The sequence below is a fragment of the Pseudomonas sp. p50(2008) genome, from assembly GCF_015351605.1.
Lineage (GTDB): Bacteria > Pseudomonadota > Gammaproteobacteria > Pseudomonadales > Pseudomonadaceae > Aquipseudomonas.
Map to the genome: position 1 here is coordinate 568,188 of NZ_JACMYF010000003.1, position 18,264 is coordinate 586,451.

The following is an 18,264-nucleotide window of genomic DNA, read 5'->3' on the forward strand; positions in this document are numbered from 1 at the left end:
GCCTTAAATTCGTCGTTCTGAGGCAGGTCGCTGTGCGCCCTGCGAGAAAAAGCGCCGGTGACTGGACACCGGCATCCGCGCCCTGATGGACGCCTGTTCGCTGCTATCGCGTTCGGCCAGCAGCACGGCCTCGCCTTTATCCTGCTGCGCCAACACCCGACCCCAAGGATCGATGATCGCGGCATGGCCCCAGGTTTCTCGGGGGCCGGGGTGCGTTCCACCCTGAGCCGCCGCGAGCACGTAGCATTGTGTCTCGATGGCCCGGGCCCGGATCAACACGTCCCAATGTGCTTCCCCGGTCACGGCGGTAAAGGCTGACGGCGCGGTGATCAACTCCGCACCGGCAGCGCGTAATTCGCTGTACAGCTCCGGGAAGCGCAAGTCGTAACACACCGTCAGGCCAACTCGGCCGACAGGTGTATCCGCCACGACGACGCCACTGCCATAAGCATAGTCATCGGATTCGCGATAACGCCCGCGAGTGTCTGCCACATCCACATCGAACAGGTGGAGTTTGTCGTAGCGCGCCACTGTTTCGCCCTGATCGTCCACCAACAATGAGCAGGCATTGGCTTTTGCCGTCGGTTGATCCACCGGCGGCAACGGCAAGGTGCCGGCCACTATCCATAACTTGAGGTCGCGGGAGGCCTGTTTCAACCAGGGAAGGATCGGTCCGTCTCCCAATGCTTCGGCGCGACCGATGTCAGCGATGTCTCGACGGCCCATGGCGGCGAAGTTTTCCGGTAGCACCGCGAGGCGCGCGCCACCTTCAGCCGCCTGTTCAAGCAGACGTCGAGCCTGGGCCAGATTGGCCAGTACATCGCTCTGGCTGACCATCTGAATCACCGCTATGGACATGGCCTTTTCCTTACTTGAAATCAATACAGGAGCTGCCATGCTACTCCATCGGACCAAAGACATGATTTCAAAAAGGCTTGTCGAAGGTGATCTTCGGCTCTTTCCACGGGCCTTTGACGGTGTACTTGACGCTGGCGAACCGCGACACACTGTCACCGATCAGCTTGTCGATCAGGAACAAAGCGCCGCCGATAGCCGGTGCGCCGACGATCAACGCCGCGATCGGCAGGTTGTTGGTGACTGGCAAGGTGACCATCAGCTTGGCGTCGACCTTGTCGCCCACCAGGTCCAGCGTCCCATTAAGTTCGATGTTGCTGGACGGCCCCGTCATCCGGATCGGCTCACGGGTTACGTACACACCGTTTGTCGCCACCAACAGGCCTTTGACCCGGTCGTAACTCAAGCCTTTGCCAAACAGGTCGGAGAAATCCAGGCGCAAGCGTCGACCGATCGAGTTGAAATTGAGCAGGCCAAACACTCGCAAGGCCTGGGCACTGCCTTCAACCTCGACAAACTGCCCCTTATTCAACGACGCATCGAGGGTGCCGGAGAAGCGCTTGGTGGCCAGCCAAGCGGGTGAGCCCGGCCAGCGACCGTCGACATCCATATGGAAATCTTCACTGGTGACACTCGGCGCAAACCCCCAGCCCTTCAACACATCAGCGAGGTTCTTGCCGCTGATCCGGCCTTTGTACCAACTGTTCGAAGCACCGGGCGTGCCTTCCCAGCCGCCGCTACCCTGCAACAAGATCCCCTTGAGCCCAAGATCCAGCGTATTCAGCGCAATGCCCTTGGCCGTCGGACGGACCTTCAGCGACCAGGCGCCCACCAGGTCCTTTCCCTGGTACAACTGATTGATGGTGATATCCAGTGCCGGGATTTTCGTCGGGTCCACTGAGGCCAGCGGGTCTGGCGAATTTTCGTCGGCGAGGACCGTCGGATCCGGTGCGGGCAAACGTACGGTTTGCAGATTGATCGCAATCGGTGCGGATTTCGCATCGGGAAGACCGACCGAACCCTTTACCTGCTGACTGTCGAGTTGCAACGCCCACGCGGCCGGTTTGCGATTGACCTGCACCGACGCCTGATCAAGGGTCGTGCCGAAAGCGCTGAGCTTGCCGATTTTCAAGTCTGCGCTGCTGAGCAACTGTTTGGCACTACCACCCGGATCCTGGCCGGCATATTTGTCCGCCAGGTCTTTCCAGGGGCCGACATCCAGTTCCGACAGCGTGCCCCGTACCCGAAGCCCCTTGGCGCCCGGCACAACCGCTCGTCCGCCACCAAGAAGCAACTCACCGCGTCCGTCGTTGAAGTTTCCGGCCGGCGCTTCATAGGTGAAGTTCGCCAGCTCGCCGTAATTGACCCAGTAACGTCGATCCGTGCCTTGCAGGGTCATGCGGAATGTCGTGTCGCGCCCCGTGTCAGCCGTCATGCCGAAGGGAGCCGGCAAATCAACGGCGACGCCTTTGAGGTTGGAGCTGACCAGTAACTGGCTGTCAGGGCCGCCGATGCTCAGTTGCAGTTGATAAGGAATCAGGCCGGACACCGGCAATGGCTGGGTGACGCTCAGCCAGTCCGTGAGTTTCTTGACCTCCACCTGACCCGATGCCGTCACACGGGTCTTGAGATTACCCGCGCTGCCGTCCGCAAAAATCTGTGCACTCACCGGTTTATCGAAAGCGCGCGCCGAAATGTTTTGCCCGCTCAGCCCCTTGGCGCTGTCGAAACGGAAATCCCCCTTGAGCTGCGTCAGCTCCAAGGCGGGGTCGCGCAATTTCAGTCGTGCCTTGGCGGTCTTGAAGTCGACAAGAATCTGCGGCTGCTCGCCTTTGGCCAGAGGAATATCCAGTTTCAACTTACCTTGCAGCTCGCCCTCGCCTTCCCAACCGGCAAAGGTTTCCGCAGTGCCTATCGGTGCTGTCTGGAGGATCTTCAGACCATCGCCCAGTACGCCAGAGAACGCGCCATCAAGGAACAGATGACTGTTCTTGCCGGCAGGAACATGGGGAATGTTGACGTAGATATCGCGAACCTGGGTATCGAGCAATTGCCCCTTGCTGGCGAGAATCCGCACGCCGCTGTCTTCGATGAACACGTCGCCGCTGACCTTGCTTACATGTGGCCATCCCGGCTGAAAGGCCAGTTCTGCGTCGTGAACCTTGAAGAACAGGCTGATGCTGCGCGCAGTGTCAGCGGCGCCATGGTTCAGCGAGCCCTGATACTGGAAGAACCCTTCGTCCACGGCCCCTTTGAGAATGGCAGTGCGCAGCCATTCGTCCAGGGCCGGGCTCAGTACCTCAGGCAAGTATTTCGCCGTGTATTTGCCATCGCCATCCACCAGGCCGACCCGCAGGTCCATGTAGTCTTCCTGGGTATGGTCGAAATGCAGGCGGATCAGGAAATCGCCGGCAATCTTTCCCTCTTCGCCCAGGACCTTCAGGTAGGGCGCGATCAGGGTGAAACCTTCTTTATCGAGCTTCCAGGTCAATCGGGCGTTGGCCTGAATGTATTGCCACGGCTTGGCGAAAATCGGAACGAGGTGCAGGGAAAAATCCTTGCTGTCCATGCGCAGCTCACCCTGACCCAGGTCGCCGCTGATGCTGCCACTCACATTACGCGCCGCTGGAGCGCCGTGGTAGGCATCGAAGCCTACGCGGTCGAGGTTGGCGGCAAAGCTGAACTTGCTGTTGTCTGTCGCGTTGGGCCGGAAGTCGATCAGCACGTTACGCAGACCACCCGTGACCTTGAGACGCTCGACCGCCGTCGCCACGCCTTCAGGCAGTGGTCCCAGCGCGTTCAATAACGGGGTCAGCGGGGTGAGGTCCAGGCGATCGGCTTGCAGGTGCCACAGTTCATCGGACTTGCCACTGGCGGAGGTCTGCTTGAGCTGCAGGCGGGTCTCCCAACGGGTTTCGCCGAGGTTCATCGACAAAGAATCCAGCGTCACCAGGATGCCTTGGGAACTGCGTTGAAAATAGCCGTTGAGCGCCAGATTGTTGATCTGGACCGGTTTGCGCTCGGCGTAGGCACCCTTGAGTTGCGGTGCATTCAACCGAACGGCACCACTTTGCAGAGCGCCTTTGTTCCAATTGAACCAGAGCTCTCCACCGGCCTTGATCTCGGAAAAATTCCATTGCTGGGTGAGACGCTCGGGCAGCCACTTCGACCAATCACTTTGCGGCAGGCTGAGGTAGGCATCGGCCTCGCCATTCTGCCAATCGCTGGCGCGTATGCGGGTGCGCAGGCTCAGGGCCACTGGCTGACCATCGGGCAGGGTCAGTCGGGCATCGATTCGTTGGCGTGAAGCGCCGGTCTTCAGATTTACGCCGACGTACGTCAAGGTGAGCGGAGGATGATCCAGTGGCTGCAAAGTCACCTGGCTGTCGAGAATCGACAGCTGCTGAACCATCTGCATGCGATTGAGCAACTGCTCCGGATCCAGCGGTTGATCCTGCTGGACCGGCAAACCTTCCAGCGCCCAATGACCGTCCTCGCCTTCCTTGAGGCTGATCTTCAGGCCGTTGAGTTCGAGATGAGCGATGCGCACTTCACGAGCCAGCAAACTGGCCCACAGGTCAGGCACGGCGCGCACCTGATCCAGACGCAGCGAATTCGCGCCTTCACCTACCATCACATCGTGAGCCAGCAGGATGGGCGCAAAACCGCTCCAGTTTCCTTCCAGTTCACCGATGTGCAGCGGCATGCCCAAGGCAGCACCAGCCTTGTCCTCGACTTCGGCCCGGTATTCGGCCACCAGCGGTGTCAGCTCCCGGCCGAGGCTGACGTAAAGCGCCATCAACACCAGAACCAACGCGCACAGGCCCAGACCCCAGCGGGTCAGTGCGGCCAATATGCGTGTCAGACGGTCCATGTCAGTTGGCTCCCATGGCGTTAAAACTGCTAAAAGCTGAGACCAGCTGTTCTATTTGGTTTGCAACACAGCGTTTCAGAGCAGCACCACGTCGTATTGTTCCTGGGAATACATGGTTTCTACCTGGAACCGAATGGTGCGACCGATAAATCCTTCCAGTTCCGCAACGTTGCCCGACTCTTCATCGAGCAGACGATCGACAACTTTCTGGTTCGCCAATACACGATAGCCTTCCGCCTGATAGGCGCGAGCCTCACGGAGGATTTCGCGGAAGATTTCGTAGCAGACGGTTTCCGGCGTCTTGAGCTTGCCGCGACCCTGGCAACTGCTGCAGGGCTCGCACAGCACTTGCTCGAGACTTTCGCGGGTGCGCTTGCGGGTCATCTGCACCAGGCCCAGCTCGGTGATGCCGATAATGTTGGTCTTGGCGTGATCGCGTTCCAGCTGCTTCTCGAGCGTGCGCAACACCTGACGCTGGTGCTCTTCATCTTCCATGTCGATGAAATCGATGATGATGATCCCGCCGAGGTTGCGCAGGCGCAGTTGCCGAGCAATGGCGGTCGCCGCTTCGAGGTTGGTCTTGAAGATGGTTTCTTCGAGGTTGCGATGACCGACGAATGCCCCGGTATTGACGTCGATGGTGCTCATGGCTTCCGCCGGATCCACCACCAGGTAGCCACCGGATTTGAGCGGGACTTTACGCTCAAGGGCTTTCTGGATTTCGTCCTCAACACCGTACAGATCAAAAATGGGCCGTTCGCCAGGGTAGTGTTCCAGACGATCGGCAATTTCCGGCATCAGTTCGGCGACGAACTGTGTGGTTTTCTGGAAAGTTTCCCGGGAATCGATGCGAATCTTCTCGATCTTCGGGCTGACCAGGTCGCGCAAGGTGCGTAACGCCAGGCCGAGGTCTTCGTAGATCACACTGGGTGCGCTGATGGTTTTTATCTGGTCGTTGATCTGGTCCCAGAGCCTGCGCAGGTAGCGGATGTCCATCAGGATTTCATCGGCGCCGGCGCCTTCAGCCGCGGTCCGCAAAATGAATCCGCCGGCTTCCTTGATACCTTCCTTGGCCACGCAATCGGTCACTACTTGCTTGAGTCGTTCACGCTCGGCTTCGTCTTCGATTTTCAGCGAGATACCGACGTGCGCGGTGCGCGGCATGTACACCAGGTAACGCGATGGAATCGACAATTGCGTCGTCAGGCGCGCGCCTTTGGAACCGATAGGATCTTTGGTGACTTGCACGACCAGGCTTTGGCCTTCGTGAACCAGCGCGCTGATGCTCTCGACCGCCGGGCCTTCGCGCAGGGAAATTTCCGAGGCATGAATGAAGGCGGCACGGTCCAGGCCGATGTCGACGAAGGCCGCCTGCATACCTGGCAGGACCCGTACGACCTTGCCTTTATAGATGTTGCCGACGATCCCGCGCTTTTGCGTGCGCTCGACATGAACTTCTTGCAGAACACCGTTTTCAACCACCGCCACGCGCGATTCCATCGGCGTGATGTTGATCAGGATCTCTTCACTCATGGCAGGGTCTCGTTCAGGCATGTTCACGATAATGGCCGCATCTTGTCATTACGACGCTCAGAGCGCGTTAAGGGTTTGCCAACAGGGTATGCCGAAATGGCCCAGCAGTTCTGCGGTTTCGCACAGCGGCAATCCGACCACCGCCGAGTAGCTGCCATTGAGCTGGGCAACAAACACCGCGCCGAGCCCCTGAATGCCATAGCCACCCGCCTTGTCCCGAGGCTCACCGCTGACCCAGTAGGCCGCAGCTTCTTCAGGACTGATGTTGCGAAAACGCACCTGACTGCGCACTACCCTCGACTCGCATCGCTCTCCATCAAGCAGTGCGATGGCTGTCAGAACTTCATGTTCACGTCCGGACAACATCATAAGCATGGCGCACGCGTCAGCTTCGTCCACCGGCTTGCCAAGAATTTTCCCGTCCAGCACCACGGCAGTATCGGCGCCCAGCACGCAACACTCTGCGGCGGACAGGACTGTGCCGCGCCCGGCCTCGGCTTTGCCGCGCGCCAGGCGCTCGACATACGCCGATGGGGACTCATGAATCAGAGGGGTTTCATCGATGTCCGCGCTGATGGCGGAGAACGGCACGCCAATCTGCGTGAGCAGTTCACGGCGACGTGGCGAGCCTGAGGCGAGGTAAAGCTGTTTCATCACGACATCTCCCTGTCCAGTGCCCTGTCTCACAAATGCTGTTCCTTATTGGCGAGACAGGTCACAGGTGCAGGCCAATGCCTGACCGGATTAATTGATTTTGTAGCGTCGACGCAAACCGCGCAAACCGTAGCTGATCCATGGCCAGAGCAAGGCACTGACCAGTGCCGGCAATACCAGCGCCAACGTTGGCTGACGATTGCCGGTCAGGGCACTGAGCCACAATTGAACAAGTTGTGCGAGGCCGAAGATCACCAGGATCACCAGGCTTTGCTGCCACATCGGGAACATCCGCAGGCGCTGTTGCAGCGACAGCACCAGGAAGGTGATGAGCGTCAGGATCAACGCGTTTTGCCCCAGCAAGGTGCCATACAGCACATCTTCAGCAAGGCCCAGGCACCACGCAGTGACCATGCCGACTTTCTGCGGCATCGCCAATGCCCAGAAGGCCAGCAGCAGTGCCAGCCACAAAGGACGGAGAATTTCCATGAACTGCGGTAGCGGTGAAACGCTGAGCAGCATGCCGATGGCAAACGTCAGCCAGACAATCCAGCCATTTCGGGAAGCAGTCGTACCGACCATTATTCTCGTCCCCCAGTGGAAGCCGGCGCGGAGACAGGCGGCTTGGCAGCAGGCTTGGCGGCAGCGGGTGGTTTGGCAGGAGGTTTGGATGCGGCAGGTTTGGCCGGGGTCGGCGCGACCGGCGCGACCGGTGTGGCCGGTGCGGCCGGTGTTGCGGCAGCCGGTGCTACAGGAGCGGCAGGAGCCGCCACCGCTGCGGGCACAATGGCCGGTTTCGACACGGTGGGAGGAATAACCGGGCCACCACCATACTGATCCAGCGCCTCCTGAGCCTGGGCGGCTTCATTGGCACGCTCTTCGGCCGTACGACCGTCGCTGAACACCAGCAGCAAGTAGCGGCTGCGATTCAACGCGGCAGTGGGTACGGCGCGAACAATGGCGAAGGGTTGACCGGAGTCGTGAATCACTTCCTTGACCGTCGCTACGGGATAACCCGCCGGGAAGCGCTGACCCAGGCCGGAGCTGACCAGCAGATCACCTTCCTTGATGTCGGCGGTGTCGGCCACGTGACGCAGTTCCAGGCGTTCCGGATTGCCGGTGCCGCTGGCAATCGCCCGCAGACCGTTACGGTTCACTTGCACCGGGATGCTGTGGGTGGTGTCGGTCAGCAGCAGGACGCGGGAGGTGTAGGGCATCAACTCCACCACCTGGCCCATCAGGCCACGGGCGTCGAGCACCGGCTGGCCGAGGACCACACCGTCGCGCTCACCTTTGTTGATGATGATGCGATGGGTGAAGGGGTTGGGGTCCATGCCGATCAACTCGGCGACTTCGACCTTTTCGTTGACCAATGCTGAGGAATTGAGCAACTCGCGCAGCCGAACGTTCTGCTCGGTGAGGGCGGCAAGCTTCTGCATGCGGCCCTGCAACAGCAGGTTTTCAGTCTTGAGTTTTTCGTTTTCGGCGACGAGTTCGGTCCGGCTGCCAAACTGGCTGGCCACACCCTGCCATAACCGCTGTGGCAGGTCGGTGATCCAGTAGGACTGCATCAGTACCAGCGACATTTGGCTACGCACTGGCTTGAACAGTGTGAAGCGGGCATCGACCACCATCAGCGCGACCGATAGCACGACCAGCACCAACAAGCGCACGCCCAGTGAAGGCCCTTTGGTGAAAAGCGGTTTAATAAGCCGCTCCTCCCAGGCAAATGTTTTCTTTATTCATACGGCATCAAACCGGCCTGGATGCAGACTGACAGAAGATAAACGCCAACAGGCAGCACTGCAAAGTGCTGCCTGCGCGCTCAACAGCATAGATGCATGCCAACGATTTACTCGCTGGAAAGCAGGTCCATGGTGTGTTTATCCATCATTTCCAATGCACGGCCACCGCCGCGAGCAACACATGTCAGCGGGTCTTCGGCAACGATGACTGGCAGACCGGTTTCCTGGGCCAGCAACTTGTCGAGGTCACGCAGCAAGGCGCCACCACCGGTCAGCACCAGGCCACGCTCGGCGATATCGGAAGCCAGCTCCGGAGGCGATTGCTCCAGCGCGCTTTTCACAGCCTGAACGATGGTAGCCAGAGACTCTTGCAGAGCTTCCAGCACTTCATTCGAATTCAGGGTAAAGGCACGAGGAACGCCTTCTGCCAGGTTGCGACCGCGAACATCAACTTCGCGCACTTCGCCGCCCGGGTAGGCCGTACCGATTTCCTGCTTGATGCGCTCGGCGGTGGATTCGCCGATCAGGCTGCCGTAGTTGCGACGCACGTAAGTGATGATTGCTTCGTCGAAGCGGTCACCGCCAACTCGCACGGATTCAGCGTAAACCACACCGTTCAGGGAGATCAGTGCGATTTCGGTAGTACCACCACCGATGTCGACAACCATTGAACCGCGGGCTTCTTCAACCGGCAAGCCGGCACCGATCGCAGCGGCCATTGGCTCTTCGATCAGGAACACTTCACGAGCACCGGCACCCAGGGCCGATTCACGGATGGCGCGACGCTCAACCTGAGTGGATTTGCATGGAACGCAGATCAACACACGCGGGCTAGGCTGCAGAAAGCTGTTTTCGTGAACCTTGTTAATAAAGTATTGCAGCATCTTTTCGCAGACGCTGAAGTCGGCGATCACGCCGTCTTTCATCGGACGAATGGCAGCAATGTTGCCCGGCGTACGGCCGAGCATGCGCTTGGCCTCGGTGCCAACGGCAACGACACTTTTCTGGTTACCGTGTGTCCGAATGGCCACAACCGATGGCTCATTCAGGACGATTCCGCGCTCGCGCACGTAAATAAGGGTGTTGGCAGTGCCCAGGTCAATGGAGAGATCGCTGGAAAACATGCCACGCAGTTTCTTGAACATGGGGAAAGGACCCTAGGCAACGCGTGGGTAAAAAAGTGCGGCAAACTCTAACAACGACAGGGATTTTGGGCAAGGCGCCAATATGTTAAATTGGCCGCTTTTCTGTGCACCAACCCCCACAATCGCGGCCTTATGACCGTAGAAATGCGGTAGTGTTCCGACAATCTAACACACGGACGCCGTCCGTTCTGTTTTCCACTGGAGATTCCCATGGCGCTTGAACGCTCCGACGTGGAAAAAATCGCTCATCTGGCCTGCCTTGGCCTCAATGATGCCGATCTTCCACACATCACTTCGGCCCTTAACAGCATTCTCGGGCTTGTCGACGAAATGCAGGCGGTCAATACCGACGGTATCGAGCCGCTCGCCCACCCACTGGAAGCCAGCCAGCGCCTGCGTGCAGACGTCGTGACCGAGACCAATCACCGCGAGGCCTATCAGTCCATCGCACCAGCGGTCGAAAACGGCCTGTACCTGGTTCCGAAAGTCATCGACTAAAGGGAAAGAGCCTGCAATGCATCAATTGACTCTGGCCGAGATCGCCCGCGGACTCGCCGATAAAAAGTTTTCCTCCGAAGAGCTGACCAAAGTCCTGCTGGCGCGCATCGCCCAGCTCGATCCGCAGCTCAACAGCTTCATCAGCCTCACCGAAGACCTGGCGCTCCAGCAGGCTAAAGCCGCTGACGCACGCCGGGCCAATGGTGAGAGCGGCGCCCTGCTCGGCGCGCCGATCGCCCACAAAGACCTGTTCTGCACCCAGGGCATCCGCACCAGCTGCGGCTCGAAGATGCTCGATAACTTCAAGGCACCGTACGACGCCACCGTCGTTGCGAAGCTCGCCGCTGCGGGCGCTGTGACCCTTGGCAAGACCAACATGGACGAATTCGCCATGGGTTCGGCCAACGAGTCCAGCTACTACGGCGCCGTGAAAAACCCGTGGAACCTGGAACACGTGCCCGGCGGCTCGTCCGGTGGTTCGGCAGCTGCCGTGGCCGCCCGTCTGCTACCGGCCGCCACCGCAACCGACACCGGCGGCTCCATTCGTCAGCCCGCTGCGTTTACCAACCTGACAGGCCTGAAACCGACGTACGGTCGTGTTTCGCGCTGGGGCATGATCGCTTATGCCTCCAGTCTCGATCAGGGTGGCCCGCTTGCCCGCACCGCCGAAGACTGCGCGATCCTGCTGCAGGGCATGGCGGGTTTTGACGCCAATGACTCCACCAGCATCGACGAGCCGGTGCCGGATTACAGCGCCAGCCTCAACGAATCGCTCAAAGGCCTGCGCATCGGCGTGCCGAAGGAATACTTCAGCGCCGGTCTCGATCCGCGCATCGCAGAGCTGATCCACAACAGCATCAAGGAGCTGGAAAAGCTCGGTGCCGTGATCAAGGAAATCAGCCTGCCGAACATGCAGCACGCGATCCCTGCGTACTACGTGATCGCCCCGGCAGAAGCGTCCTCCAACCTGTCGCGCTTTGATGGCGTGCGGTTTGGCCATCGCTGCGAAGATCCGAAGAACCTGGAAGACCTTTACAAACGCTCCCGCGGCGAAGGTTTCGGCCCGGAAGTTCAGCGCCGGATCATGGTCGGCGCCTACGCCCTGTCGGCCGGTTACTACGACGCTTACTACCTGAAGGCGCAAAAAATCCGCCGTCTGGTGAAGAACGACTTCATGGCGGCCTTCAATGAGGTCGACATCATCCTCGGCCCAACCACGCCGAACCCGGCCTGGAAGCTCGGCGCCAAGAACAGCGATCCGGTCGCTGCGTACCTGGAAGACGTCTACACCATCACTGCCAACCTTGCCGGTCTGCCGGGCTTGTCCATGCCAGCAGGTTTTGTCGACGGTCTGCCGGTCGGCGTGCAACTGCTCGCTCCGTATTTCCAGGAAGGTCGCCTGTTGAACGTTGCCCACCAGTATCAATTGAATACTGACTGGCACACCCGCACCCCAACCGGCTTCTGAGGAGAAACACATGCAATGGGAAGTCGTGATCGGACTGGAGATTCACACCCAGCTCACCACCCGGTCGAAAATCTTTTCCGGTAGTTCCACCACGTTCGGTTCCGAGCCGAACACCCAGGCCAGCCTGGTTGACCTCGGCATGCCCGGCGTATTGCCGGTGCTGAACCAGGAAGCGGTGCGCATGGCCGTGATGTTCGGTCTGGCGATTGACGCCGAGATCGGCCAGCACAACGTGTTCGCCCGTAAAAACTACTTCTACCCGGACCTGCCCAAGGGCTACCAGATCAGCCAGATGGAATTGCCGATCGTTGGCAAGGGTCACCTGGACATCGCCCTGGAAGACGGCACGATCAAACGTGTCGGCGTGACCCGTGCGCACCTGGAAGAAGACGCCGGCAAAAGCCTGCACGAAGAATTCAACGGTGCCACCGGCATCGACCTGAACCGTGCCGGCACGCCACTGCTGGAAATCGTTTCCGAGCCGGACATGCGCAGCGCCAAGGAAGCGGTGGCTTACGTCAAGACCATCCACGCACTCGTGCGTTACCTGGGCATCTGCGACGGCAACATGGCCGAAGGCTCGCTGCGTTGCGACTGCAACGTGTCGATCCGTCCGAAGGGCCAGGTTGAATACGGCACCCGCTGCGAGATCAAGAACGTCAACTCGTTCCGCTTCATCGAGAAGGCGATCAACAGTGAAGTGCAACGTCAGATCGAACTGATCGAAGACGGCGGCAAGGTGATCCAGCAGACCCGTCTGTACGATCCGAACAAGGACGAAACCCGTCCGATGCGCAGCAAAGAGGAAGCCAACGATTACCGTTACTTCCCGGATCCGGACCTGCTGCCGGTGGTGATCGAAAACTCGTTCCTCGATGAGGTGCGTGCCACCCTTCCGGAATTGCCACCGCAGAAACGCGAGCGCTTCCAGGAGCAGTTCGGTCTTTCGGTCTACGACGCCAGCGTTCTGTCCACCAGCCGCGAGCAAGCCGATTACTTCGAGAAGGTCGTGAGCATCGGCGGTGACGCCAAGCTCGCAGCGAACTGGGTGATGGTAGAGCTGGGCAGCTTGCTCAACAAACAGGGCCTGGACATCGATCAGTCGCCGGTTTCGGCCGAGCAACTGGGCGGCATGCTGCTGCGCATCAAGGACAACACCATCTCCGGCAAGATCGCCAAGGTGGTCTTTGAAGCGATGGCCAATGGCGAAGGCAGTGCGGACGAGATCATCGACAAGCGCGGCCTCAAGCAAGTGACCGACAGCGGCGCGATCTCTGCGGTGCTGGACGAAATGCTCGCGGCCAACGCCGAGCAGGTCGAGCAATACCGCGCGGCAGACGAAGCCAAGCGCGGCAAAATGTTCGGCTTCTTCGTCGGCCAGGCCATGAAAGCCTCCAAAGGCAAGGCCAACCCGCAACAGGTCAACGAACTGCTGAAAAGCAAGCTCGAAGGCTGATGAGAATGGAGCCAGCCGTCAAATCTGGCTCCACCCTTGTGGGAGCGAGCTTTTGTGGCGAGGGGACTTGTCCCCGTTGGACTGCGCAGCAGGCCCAAAACCTGAGTTCTCGGTGTGTCAGAGACATTTCGAACTCACCGTTTGGGGCCGCTTCGCGACCCAACGGGGACAAGTCCCCTCGCCACGAAGGCTCGCTCCCACATTTGTTTTCGGGAAACCTTGAATGAAGCGTCTGCTCGGCCTTTGCGCCCTCATATCTCTTCTGGCCGGTTGTGCCAGCAACGACATCATTGATCCACACGGCTACGACAAGACCGGTACCGCCTCTTACTACGGCGCCAAACACCAAGGCAAACGCACCGCCAGTGGCGAGCGTTTCAATAAGAACTCCCTGACCGCCGCCCATCGCCAGTTACCCTTTGGCACGCGAGTGAAGGTCACCAACCTGAATAACAACAAGTCCTGCGTGGTCCGTATCAACGATCGCGGGCCGCACACGCGTGGGCGCATTATTGACGTGTCGCACGAAGCAGCCGAGCGATTGGGCATGGTGCGCAGCGGCACTGCGCGGGTTCGCGTGCAAGCCCTCGACGACTGACGGAGCGCTGACTATTTTCGGACTTGCCGATTTACCCCTGAGCAGCGTGATTGAATTGCTCAGCGGCCTGTTTCTACTGATCGCCGGCGCCGAACTCATGGTTCGCGCCGCCGTGCGCCTGGCCGCACGCCTGCAAGTGCGACCTCTGATCATTGGTCTCACCATCGTCGCCCTCGGCAGCAGCGCGCCGCAAATGGCGGTCAGCTTGCAAGCCACCTTGGCGCAGAACGCCGATATCGCGGTCGGCAGCGTGATCGGCAGCAGTATTTTCAACATCCTGGTAACCCTTGGCCTGTCGGCGCTGATCATCCCGCTGCGGGTTTCCCGGCAACTGGTGCGGCTGGACATCCCGCTGATGATTGGCGCCAGCCTGTTGGTGTTCGTGCTCGCGTGGAATGAAGAACTGACCCGCGTCGACGGCATGGTGCTGCTGGCAGCCCTGGTGTTGTACCTGGCGTTGCTGCTGCGCCAGTCACGGCACTCGGCGCGCCCGCCATCTCACGACCCGACGCGCCATACGCCATGGATCAGCAGCCTGCTGATGATCGTCGCCGGGCTGGCAATGCTGGTGTACGCCGGCCACTTGCTCCTGGGCGCGGCGGTCGCGGTGGCCACGGATCTTGGGCTGTCGGAGCGAATCATCGGGCTGACGATCGTTGCAGTCAGCACCTCACTGCCGGAGCTGGCGACTTCCTTGATTGCCGCCTTGCGCGGCCAGCGGGATATCGCCGTGGGTAACGTGATCGGCAGCAATCTGTTCAACCTTCTGGGTGTGCTTGGCGTCACCGCATTGGTCGCGCCGACGCCCTTGTCGGTATCGCCCAATGCCCTGGATTTCGACCTGCCCGTGATGCTCGGCGTCGCGGCGTTGTGCCTGCCCGTGTTTTATTCCGGGTATCGGGTGACGCGCGCCGAAGGCTTGCTGTTTATGGGTTTGTACCTGGCTTACGGCCTGCATGTGGTGTCGTTCACTACCGGTATGCCGCTGGCTGGCAAGCTCGAACACCTGATGCTGTTTTTCGTCCTGCCGGCGCTGGTGGCGTTTTTGCTGTTCACGTCGCTGCGCGCCTGGCGTCGCCAACACCACAAAAAGGAATCGCCATGACCGACAATAAAAAACCCGGCGTTGAAGTCCGCCGCCAAGTAATGGGCGACGCTTTCGTCGACCGCGCGCTGGGCAATGCCACCGAGTTCAGCCAGCCGCTGCAGGATTTCGTCAACGAGCACGCCTGGGGTGCGGTCTGGAACCGTGAAGGCTTGCCACTGAAAACCCGCAGCCTGATCACCCTCGCCGCATTGACGTCGTTGAAGTGCCCGCAGGAATTGAAAGGCCACGTGCGCGGTGCGCTGAACAACGGCTGCAGCGTGGAGGAGATTCGTGAAACGCTGCTGCATTGTGCGGTGTATGCCGGAGCGCCGGCGGCCATCGATGCGTTCCGGGCGGCGCAGGAAGTAATTGATACCTACCAGAAACCGGCGTAATAGCCTGGCTTTTGCAGTGACAGTGAGATCGCTATCGCGGGCAAGCCCGCTCCCACAGGGTTCTGCTTTGTTGCACACATTGCATGTACACCAAATACCATTGTGGGAGCGGGCTTGCCCGCGATGAGGCCCTGGAGAACGCCCCTGCTCTCGAGGTTAAATCCACCCACCCCACTGCAACAGGAAGATCCCGAGATTGGTAGTAACCGCCGCCATCAGCGTAGTAATCACGATAATCGCCGCGGCCAGTTCATGATTACCATTGGCCGCCCGGGCCATGACAAAACTGGCTGCAGCGGTCGGGCTGCCGAAGTACAGAAACAGAATCCCCAACTCCGCCCCGCGAAATCCCCACAACCACGCACCTAGCGTCGCCAGCACCGGCAGGCCGATCATCTTCACCAGGCTTGAACTGAGCGCCATGTTTCCGCTTTTACGCAGTGATGCCAGCGACAGCGTGCCGCCGATGCAGATCAGGGCCAGCGGCAAGGTGGTTTGCGCAAGGTACTGACCGGACGTTTCCAGCCATCCCGGCAAGCCGATCTTGAAATACGCAAAGGGGGCCGCCGCAATCACACTGATGATCAGCGGATTGACCATCACGCTCTTGCAGATGCTCCAAGGGTCGGACTTGATCACCGGGCTGTACACCGCCAGCACAATGGTCGAAAGCGTGTTGTAAAACAGGATTACCAGCGCTGCGAGGATCGCCCCGAGGGAAATCCCGTAATCGCCGTACATGCTCGCTGCCAGCGCCAGCCCAATCACTCCATTGTTTCCGCGAAACGCGCCCTGAGTGTAAATCCCGCGATCCTCACGCGGGCACTTCAAGATCGCCCAGCCCCAGGCGATGGCGAAACACGCCAGGGTCGCGACCGAGAAATAGATCAGCAGCGCCGGCTGCAAAGCGGCGTGCAGGTCGGCATGCAAGATGCCCAGAAACAACAACGCCGGCATGGTGACGTTGAACACCAGAGCCGACGCGGTATGAATGAAGTTGTCGTTGATCCAGTCGATGCGCTTGAGCAGCACACCCAGAAACAGCATGGCAAACACCGGCGCGGTGATGTTCAGGGTTTCGAGGAAGATTGCCAGCATGCCGGGGTATACCTTGGTGGGCGTCGTTAGGGGGCTAATGATAGGCCACTTTCGCCCTGATCGTTCCCATGCTCTGCGTGGGAATACCTCAGTGGACGCTCCCCGTCTGCTCTGAAAGGGACGCGGAGCGTCCCGGGCTGCTTTCCCACGCAGAGCGTGGGAACGATCGTCGGCGTCTGGTAGATCCATCGCCAGCAAGCTAGCTCCCACGGGGGATCTTCTTTGTTGCACACACTGTGTGAACACCGAAGATCACTGTGGGAGCCAGCCTGCTGGCGATGAACGATAACGCGGTATCAGGTGATCGGCGCCGGGTTGAACAGGGTGATGTCGTTATGCAGCTTGTGCTTTTCAGCCCATGTCTGTTTCTTGCCACTGGCCACGTCCAGGTAGTAGTGGAACAACTCCCAGCCAAGGTCCTCGATCGACGCCCGCCCGGTTGCAATTCGCCCGGCATCGATGTCGATCAAATCCGGCCAGCGTTGCGCCAGTTCAGTCCTGGTCGACACTTTGACCACCGGCGCCATGGCCAACCCATACGGCGTGCCGCGTCCGGTGGTGAACACATGCAGGTTCATACCGGCCGCCAACTGCAACGTCCCGCAAACGAAATCGCTGGCGGGTGTCGCGCAGAAGATCAGGCCTTTGCGCTTGAAGCGTTCGCCCGGGCCGAGCACGCCATTGATCGCGCTGCTGCCGGATTTGACGATAGAGCCCAATGACTTCTCGACAATGTTCGACAACCCGCCCTTCTTGTTCCCCGGCGTGGTATTGGCGCTGCGATCCGCTTCTCCCTTGGCCAGGTAACGGTCGTACCAATCCATTTCCCGCACCAGTTCCTGAGCCACCTCCCGGTTTTCCGCTCGGGAGGTCAGCAGGTAAATCGCGTCGCGCACTTCGGTGACTTCGGAGAACATCACCGTCGCACCCGCACGCAGCAACAGGTCCGAGGCATAACCCAGCGCCGGGTTGGCAGTGATGCCGGAAAACGCATCGCTACCGCCGCACTGCATCCCCAGAATCAGCTCGGACGCCGGCACGGTTTCCCGGCGACGCTGATCGAGCTTCTTCAAACGCGTCTCGGCCAGCGCCATGATCTGCTCGATCATCTCGGTGAAACCGTGACTCGAATCCTGCAAGCGGTAAAGCCACGGATCGCTCAGATCCACGGAGCTGTCGTTCTCGTGCATCACCTGCCCGGCCTGCAATTTCTCGCAGCCCAGACTGATCACCAAGGCTTCGCCGCCCAGGTTCGGGTTACGCGCCAGATTGCGCACGGTGCGGATCGGGATGTAGGCGTCGGTGGCCGTAATTGCCACGCCGCAGCCGTAACTGTGGGTCAGCGCGACCACGTCATCGACGTTCGGATAAAGCGGCAGCAATTCATCCTTGATGCGCTTGACCGCATGGTCCAGCACCCCGGTGACACACTGAACAGTCGTGGTAATACCCAGAATATTGCGCGTGCCGACGGTGCCGTCCGCGTTGCGATAACCCTCGAACGTGAAGCCTTCCAGCGGTGCCTGCGCCGCCGGCACTTCGGTGGACAGCGGCAGGCTGTCCAGCGGCGGTGCGGTGGGCATGCGCAGTTGATCTTCCTTGACCCAGCTACCCCGAGGAATCGGCAACAGTGCATAACCGATGGTCTGCCCGTAACGAATCACCTGGCCGCCCTCGGGAATGTCTTCCAGAGTGACCTTATGGCTCTGTGGCACGAAGTCCACGGTGACCAGGCCGTCGGGAAATTCCGTGCCGGCCGGCACGCCCTGGTCATTGACCACGATCACGACGTTGTCCCGCTCGTGCAGGCGGATGTAGCGCGGCGAGTCGGAATGTTCAATCAACTGCATGACGCCGC

At 60.0% G+C, this 18,264-nt stretch carries 15 protein-coding genes; 6 read left to right on the plus strand and 9 right to left on the minus strand.

Annotated features, from left to right (window positions below):
• Positions 1 to 3: 3 nt before the first annotated feature.
• The 7 genes from H7698_RS11110 to mreB all read right to left on the minus strand — a co-directional run bounded on the left by H7698_RS11110 (position 4) and on the right by mreB (position 9,806).
• On the minus strand, positions 4 to 858 hold the full coding sequence (locus H7698_RS11110) for a carbon-nitrogen hydrolase family protein (protein ID WP_162439241.1): 855 nt from the start codon (positions 856 to 858) through the stop codon (positions 4 to 6).
• Between the two features lie 67 nt (positions 859 to 925).
• Positions 926 to 4,729, minus strand: a complete 3,804-nt coding sequence (locus tag H7698_RS11115) for a YhdP family protein (protein WP_194691407.1) — start codon at positions 4,727 to 4,729, stop codon at positions 926 to 928.
• 75 nt (positions 4,730 to 4,804) lie between these two features.
• Entirely contained in the window at positions 4,805 to 6,262 is a 1,458-nt protein-coding gene (gene rng, locus H7698_RS11120) for a ribonuclease G (protein WP_162439239.1), read from the minus strand.
• 57 nt (positions 6,263 to 6,319) lie between these two features.
• Positions 6,320 to 6,916, minus strand: a complete 597-nt coding sequence (locus H7698_RS11125; RefSeq protein ID WP_194691408.1) for a Maf family protein — start codon at positions 6,914 to 6,916, stop codon at positions 6,320 to 6,322.
• Positions 6,917 to 7,006: 90 nt separating this feature from the next.
• Entirely contained in the window at positions 7,007 to 7,498 is a 492-nt protein-coding gene (mreD, locus tag H7698_RS11130) for a rod shape-determining protein MreD (protein WP_045061471.1), read from the minus strand.
• On the minus strand, positions 7,498 to 8,625 hold the full coding sequence (gene mreC / locus H7698_RS11135) for a rod shape-determining protein MreC (RefSeq protein ID WP_194691479.1): 1,128 nt from the start codon (positions 8,623 to 8,625) through the stop codon (positions 7,498 to 7,500). Before mreC ends, mreD begins: the two co-directional genes overlap by 1 nt.
• A 143-nt stretch (positions 8,626 to 8,768) precedes the next feature.
• A complete protein-coding gene (mreB, locus tag H7698_RS11140) occupies positions 8,769 to 9,806 on the minus strand; it encodes a rod shape-determining protein MreB (RefSeq protein WP_002555108.1) in 1,038 nt (345 codons plus the stop codon).
• Between the two features lie 210 nt (positions 9,807 to 10,016).
• Here mreB and gatC point away from each other — a divergent pair, with 210 nt between their 5' ends.
• The 6 genes from gatC to H7698_RS11170 all read left to right on the plus strand — a co-directional run bounded on the left by gatC (position 10,017) and on the right by H7698_RS11170 (position 15,308).
• Complete coding sequence (gene gatC, locus H7698_RS11145) at positions 10,017 to 10,304, plus strand: Asp-tRNA(Asn)/Glu-tRNA(Gln) amidotransferase subunit GatC (RefSeq protein WP_007901429.1); 288 nt, start codon at positions 10,017 to 10,019, stop codon at positions 10,302 to 10,304.
• 16 nt (positions 10,305 to 10,320) lie between these two features.
• Complete coding sequence (gatA, locus tag H7698_RS11150; RefSeq protein WP_162440084.1) at positions 10,321 to 11,772, plus strand: Asp-tRNA(Asn)/Glu-tRNA(Gln) amidotransferase subunit GatA; 1,452 nt, start codon at positions 10,321 to 10,323, stop codon at positions 11,770 to 11,772.
• Positions 11,773 to 11,782: 10 nt separating this feature from the next.
• Entirely contained in the window at positions 11,783 to 13,228 is a 1,446-nt protein-coding gene (gene gatB, locus H7698_RS11155; protein ID WP_162440083.1) for an Asp-tRNA(Asn)/Glu-tRNA(Gln) amidotransferase subunit GatB, read from the plus strand.
• A gap of 223 nt (positions 13,229 to 13,451) precedes the next feature.
• Positions 13,452 to 13,826: a septal ring lytic transglycosylase RlpA family protein gene (locus H7698_RS11160; RefSeq protein WP_194691409.1), complete on the plus strand. Its 375-nt coding sequence runs from the start codon at positions 13,452 to 13,454 to the stop codon at positions 13,824 to 13,826.
• Between the two features lie 46 nt (positions 13,827 to 13,872).
• Positions 13,873 to 14,931, plus strand: a complete 1,059-nt coding sequence (locus H7698_RS11165) for a calcium/sodium antiporter (RefSeq protein WP_194691410.1) — start codon at positions 13,873 to 13,875, stop codon at positions 14,929 to 14,931.
• A complete protein-coding gene (locus tag H7698_RS11170) occupies positions 14,928 to 15,308 on the plus strand; it encodes a carboxymuconolactone decarboxylase family protein (protein ID WP_194691411.1) in 381 nt (126 codons plus the stop codon). The genes H7698_RS11165 and H7698_RS11170 overlap by 4 nt, the downstream gene beginning before the upstream one ends.
• A 156-nt stretch (positions 15,309 to 15,464) precedes the next feature.
• Here H7698_RS11170 and H7698_RS11175 read toward each other — a convergent pair whose 3' ends face one another.
• Complete coding sequence (locus H7698_RS11175; RefSeq protein WP_162440079.1) at positions 15,465 to 16,406, minus strand: AEC family transporter; 942 nt, start codon at positions 16,404 to 16,406, stop codon at positions 15,465 to 15,467.
• Positions 16,407 to 16,702: 296 nt separating this feature from the next.
• Positions 16,703 to 18,256: a galactarate dehydratase gene (gene garD / locus H7698_RS11180; RefSeq protein WP_194691412.1), complete on the minus strand. Its 1,554-nt coding sequence runs from the start codon at positions 18,254 to 18,256 to the stop codon at positions 16,703 to 16,705.
• Positions 18,257 to 18,264 lie beyond the last annotated feature (8 nt).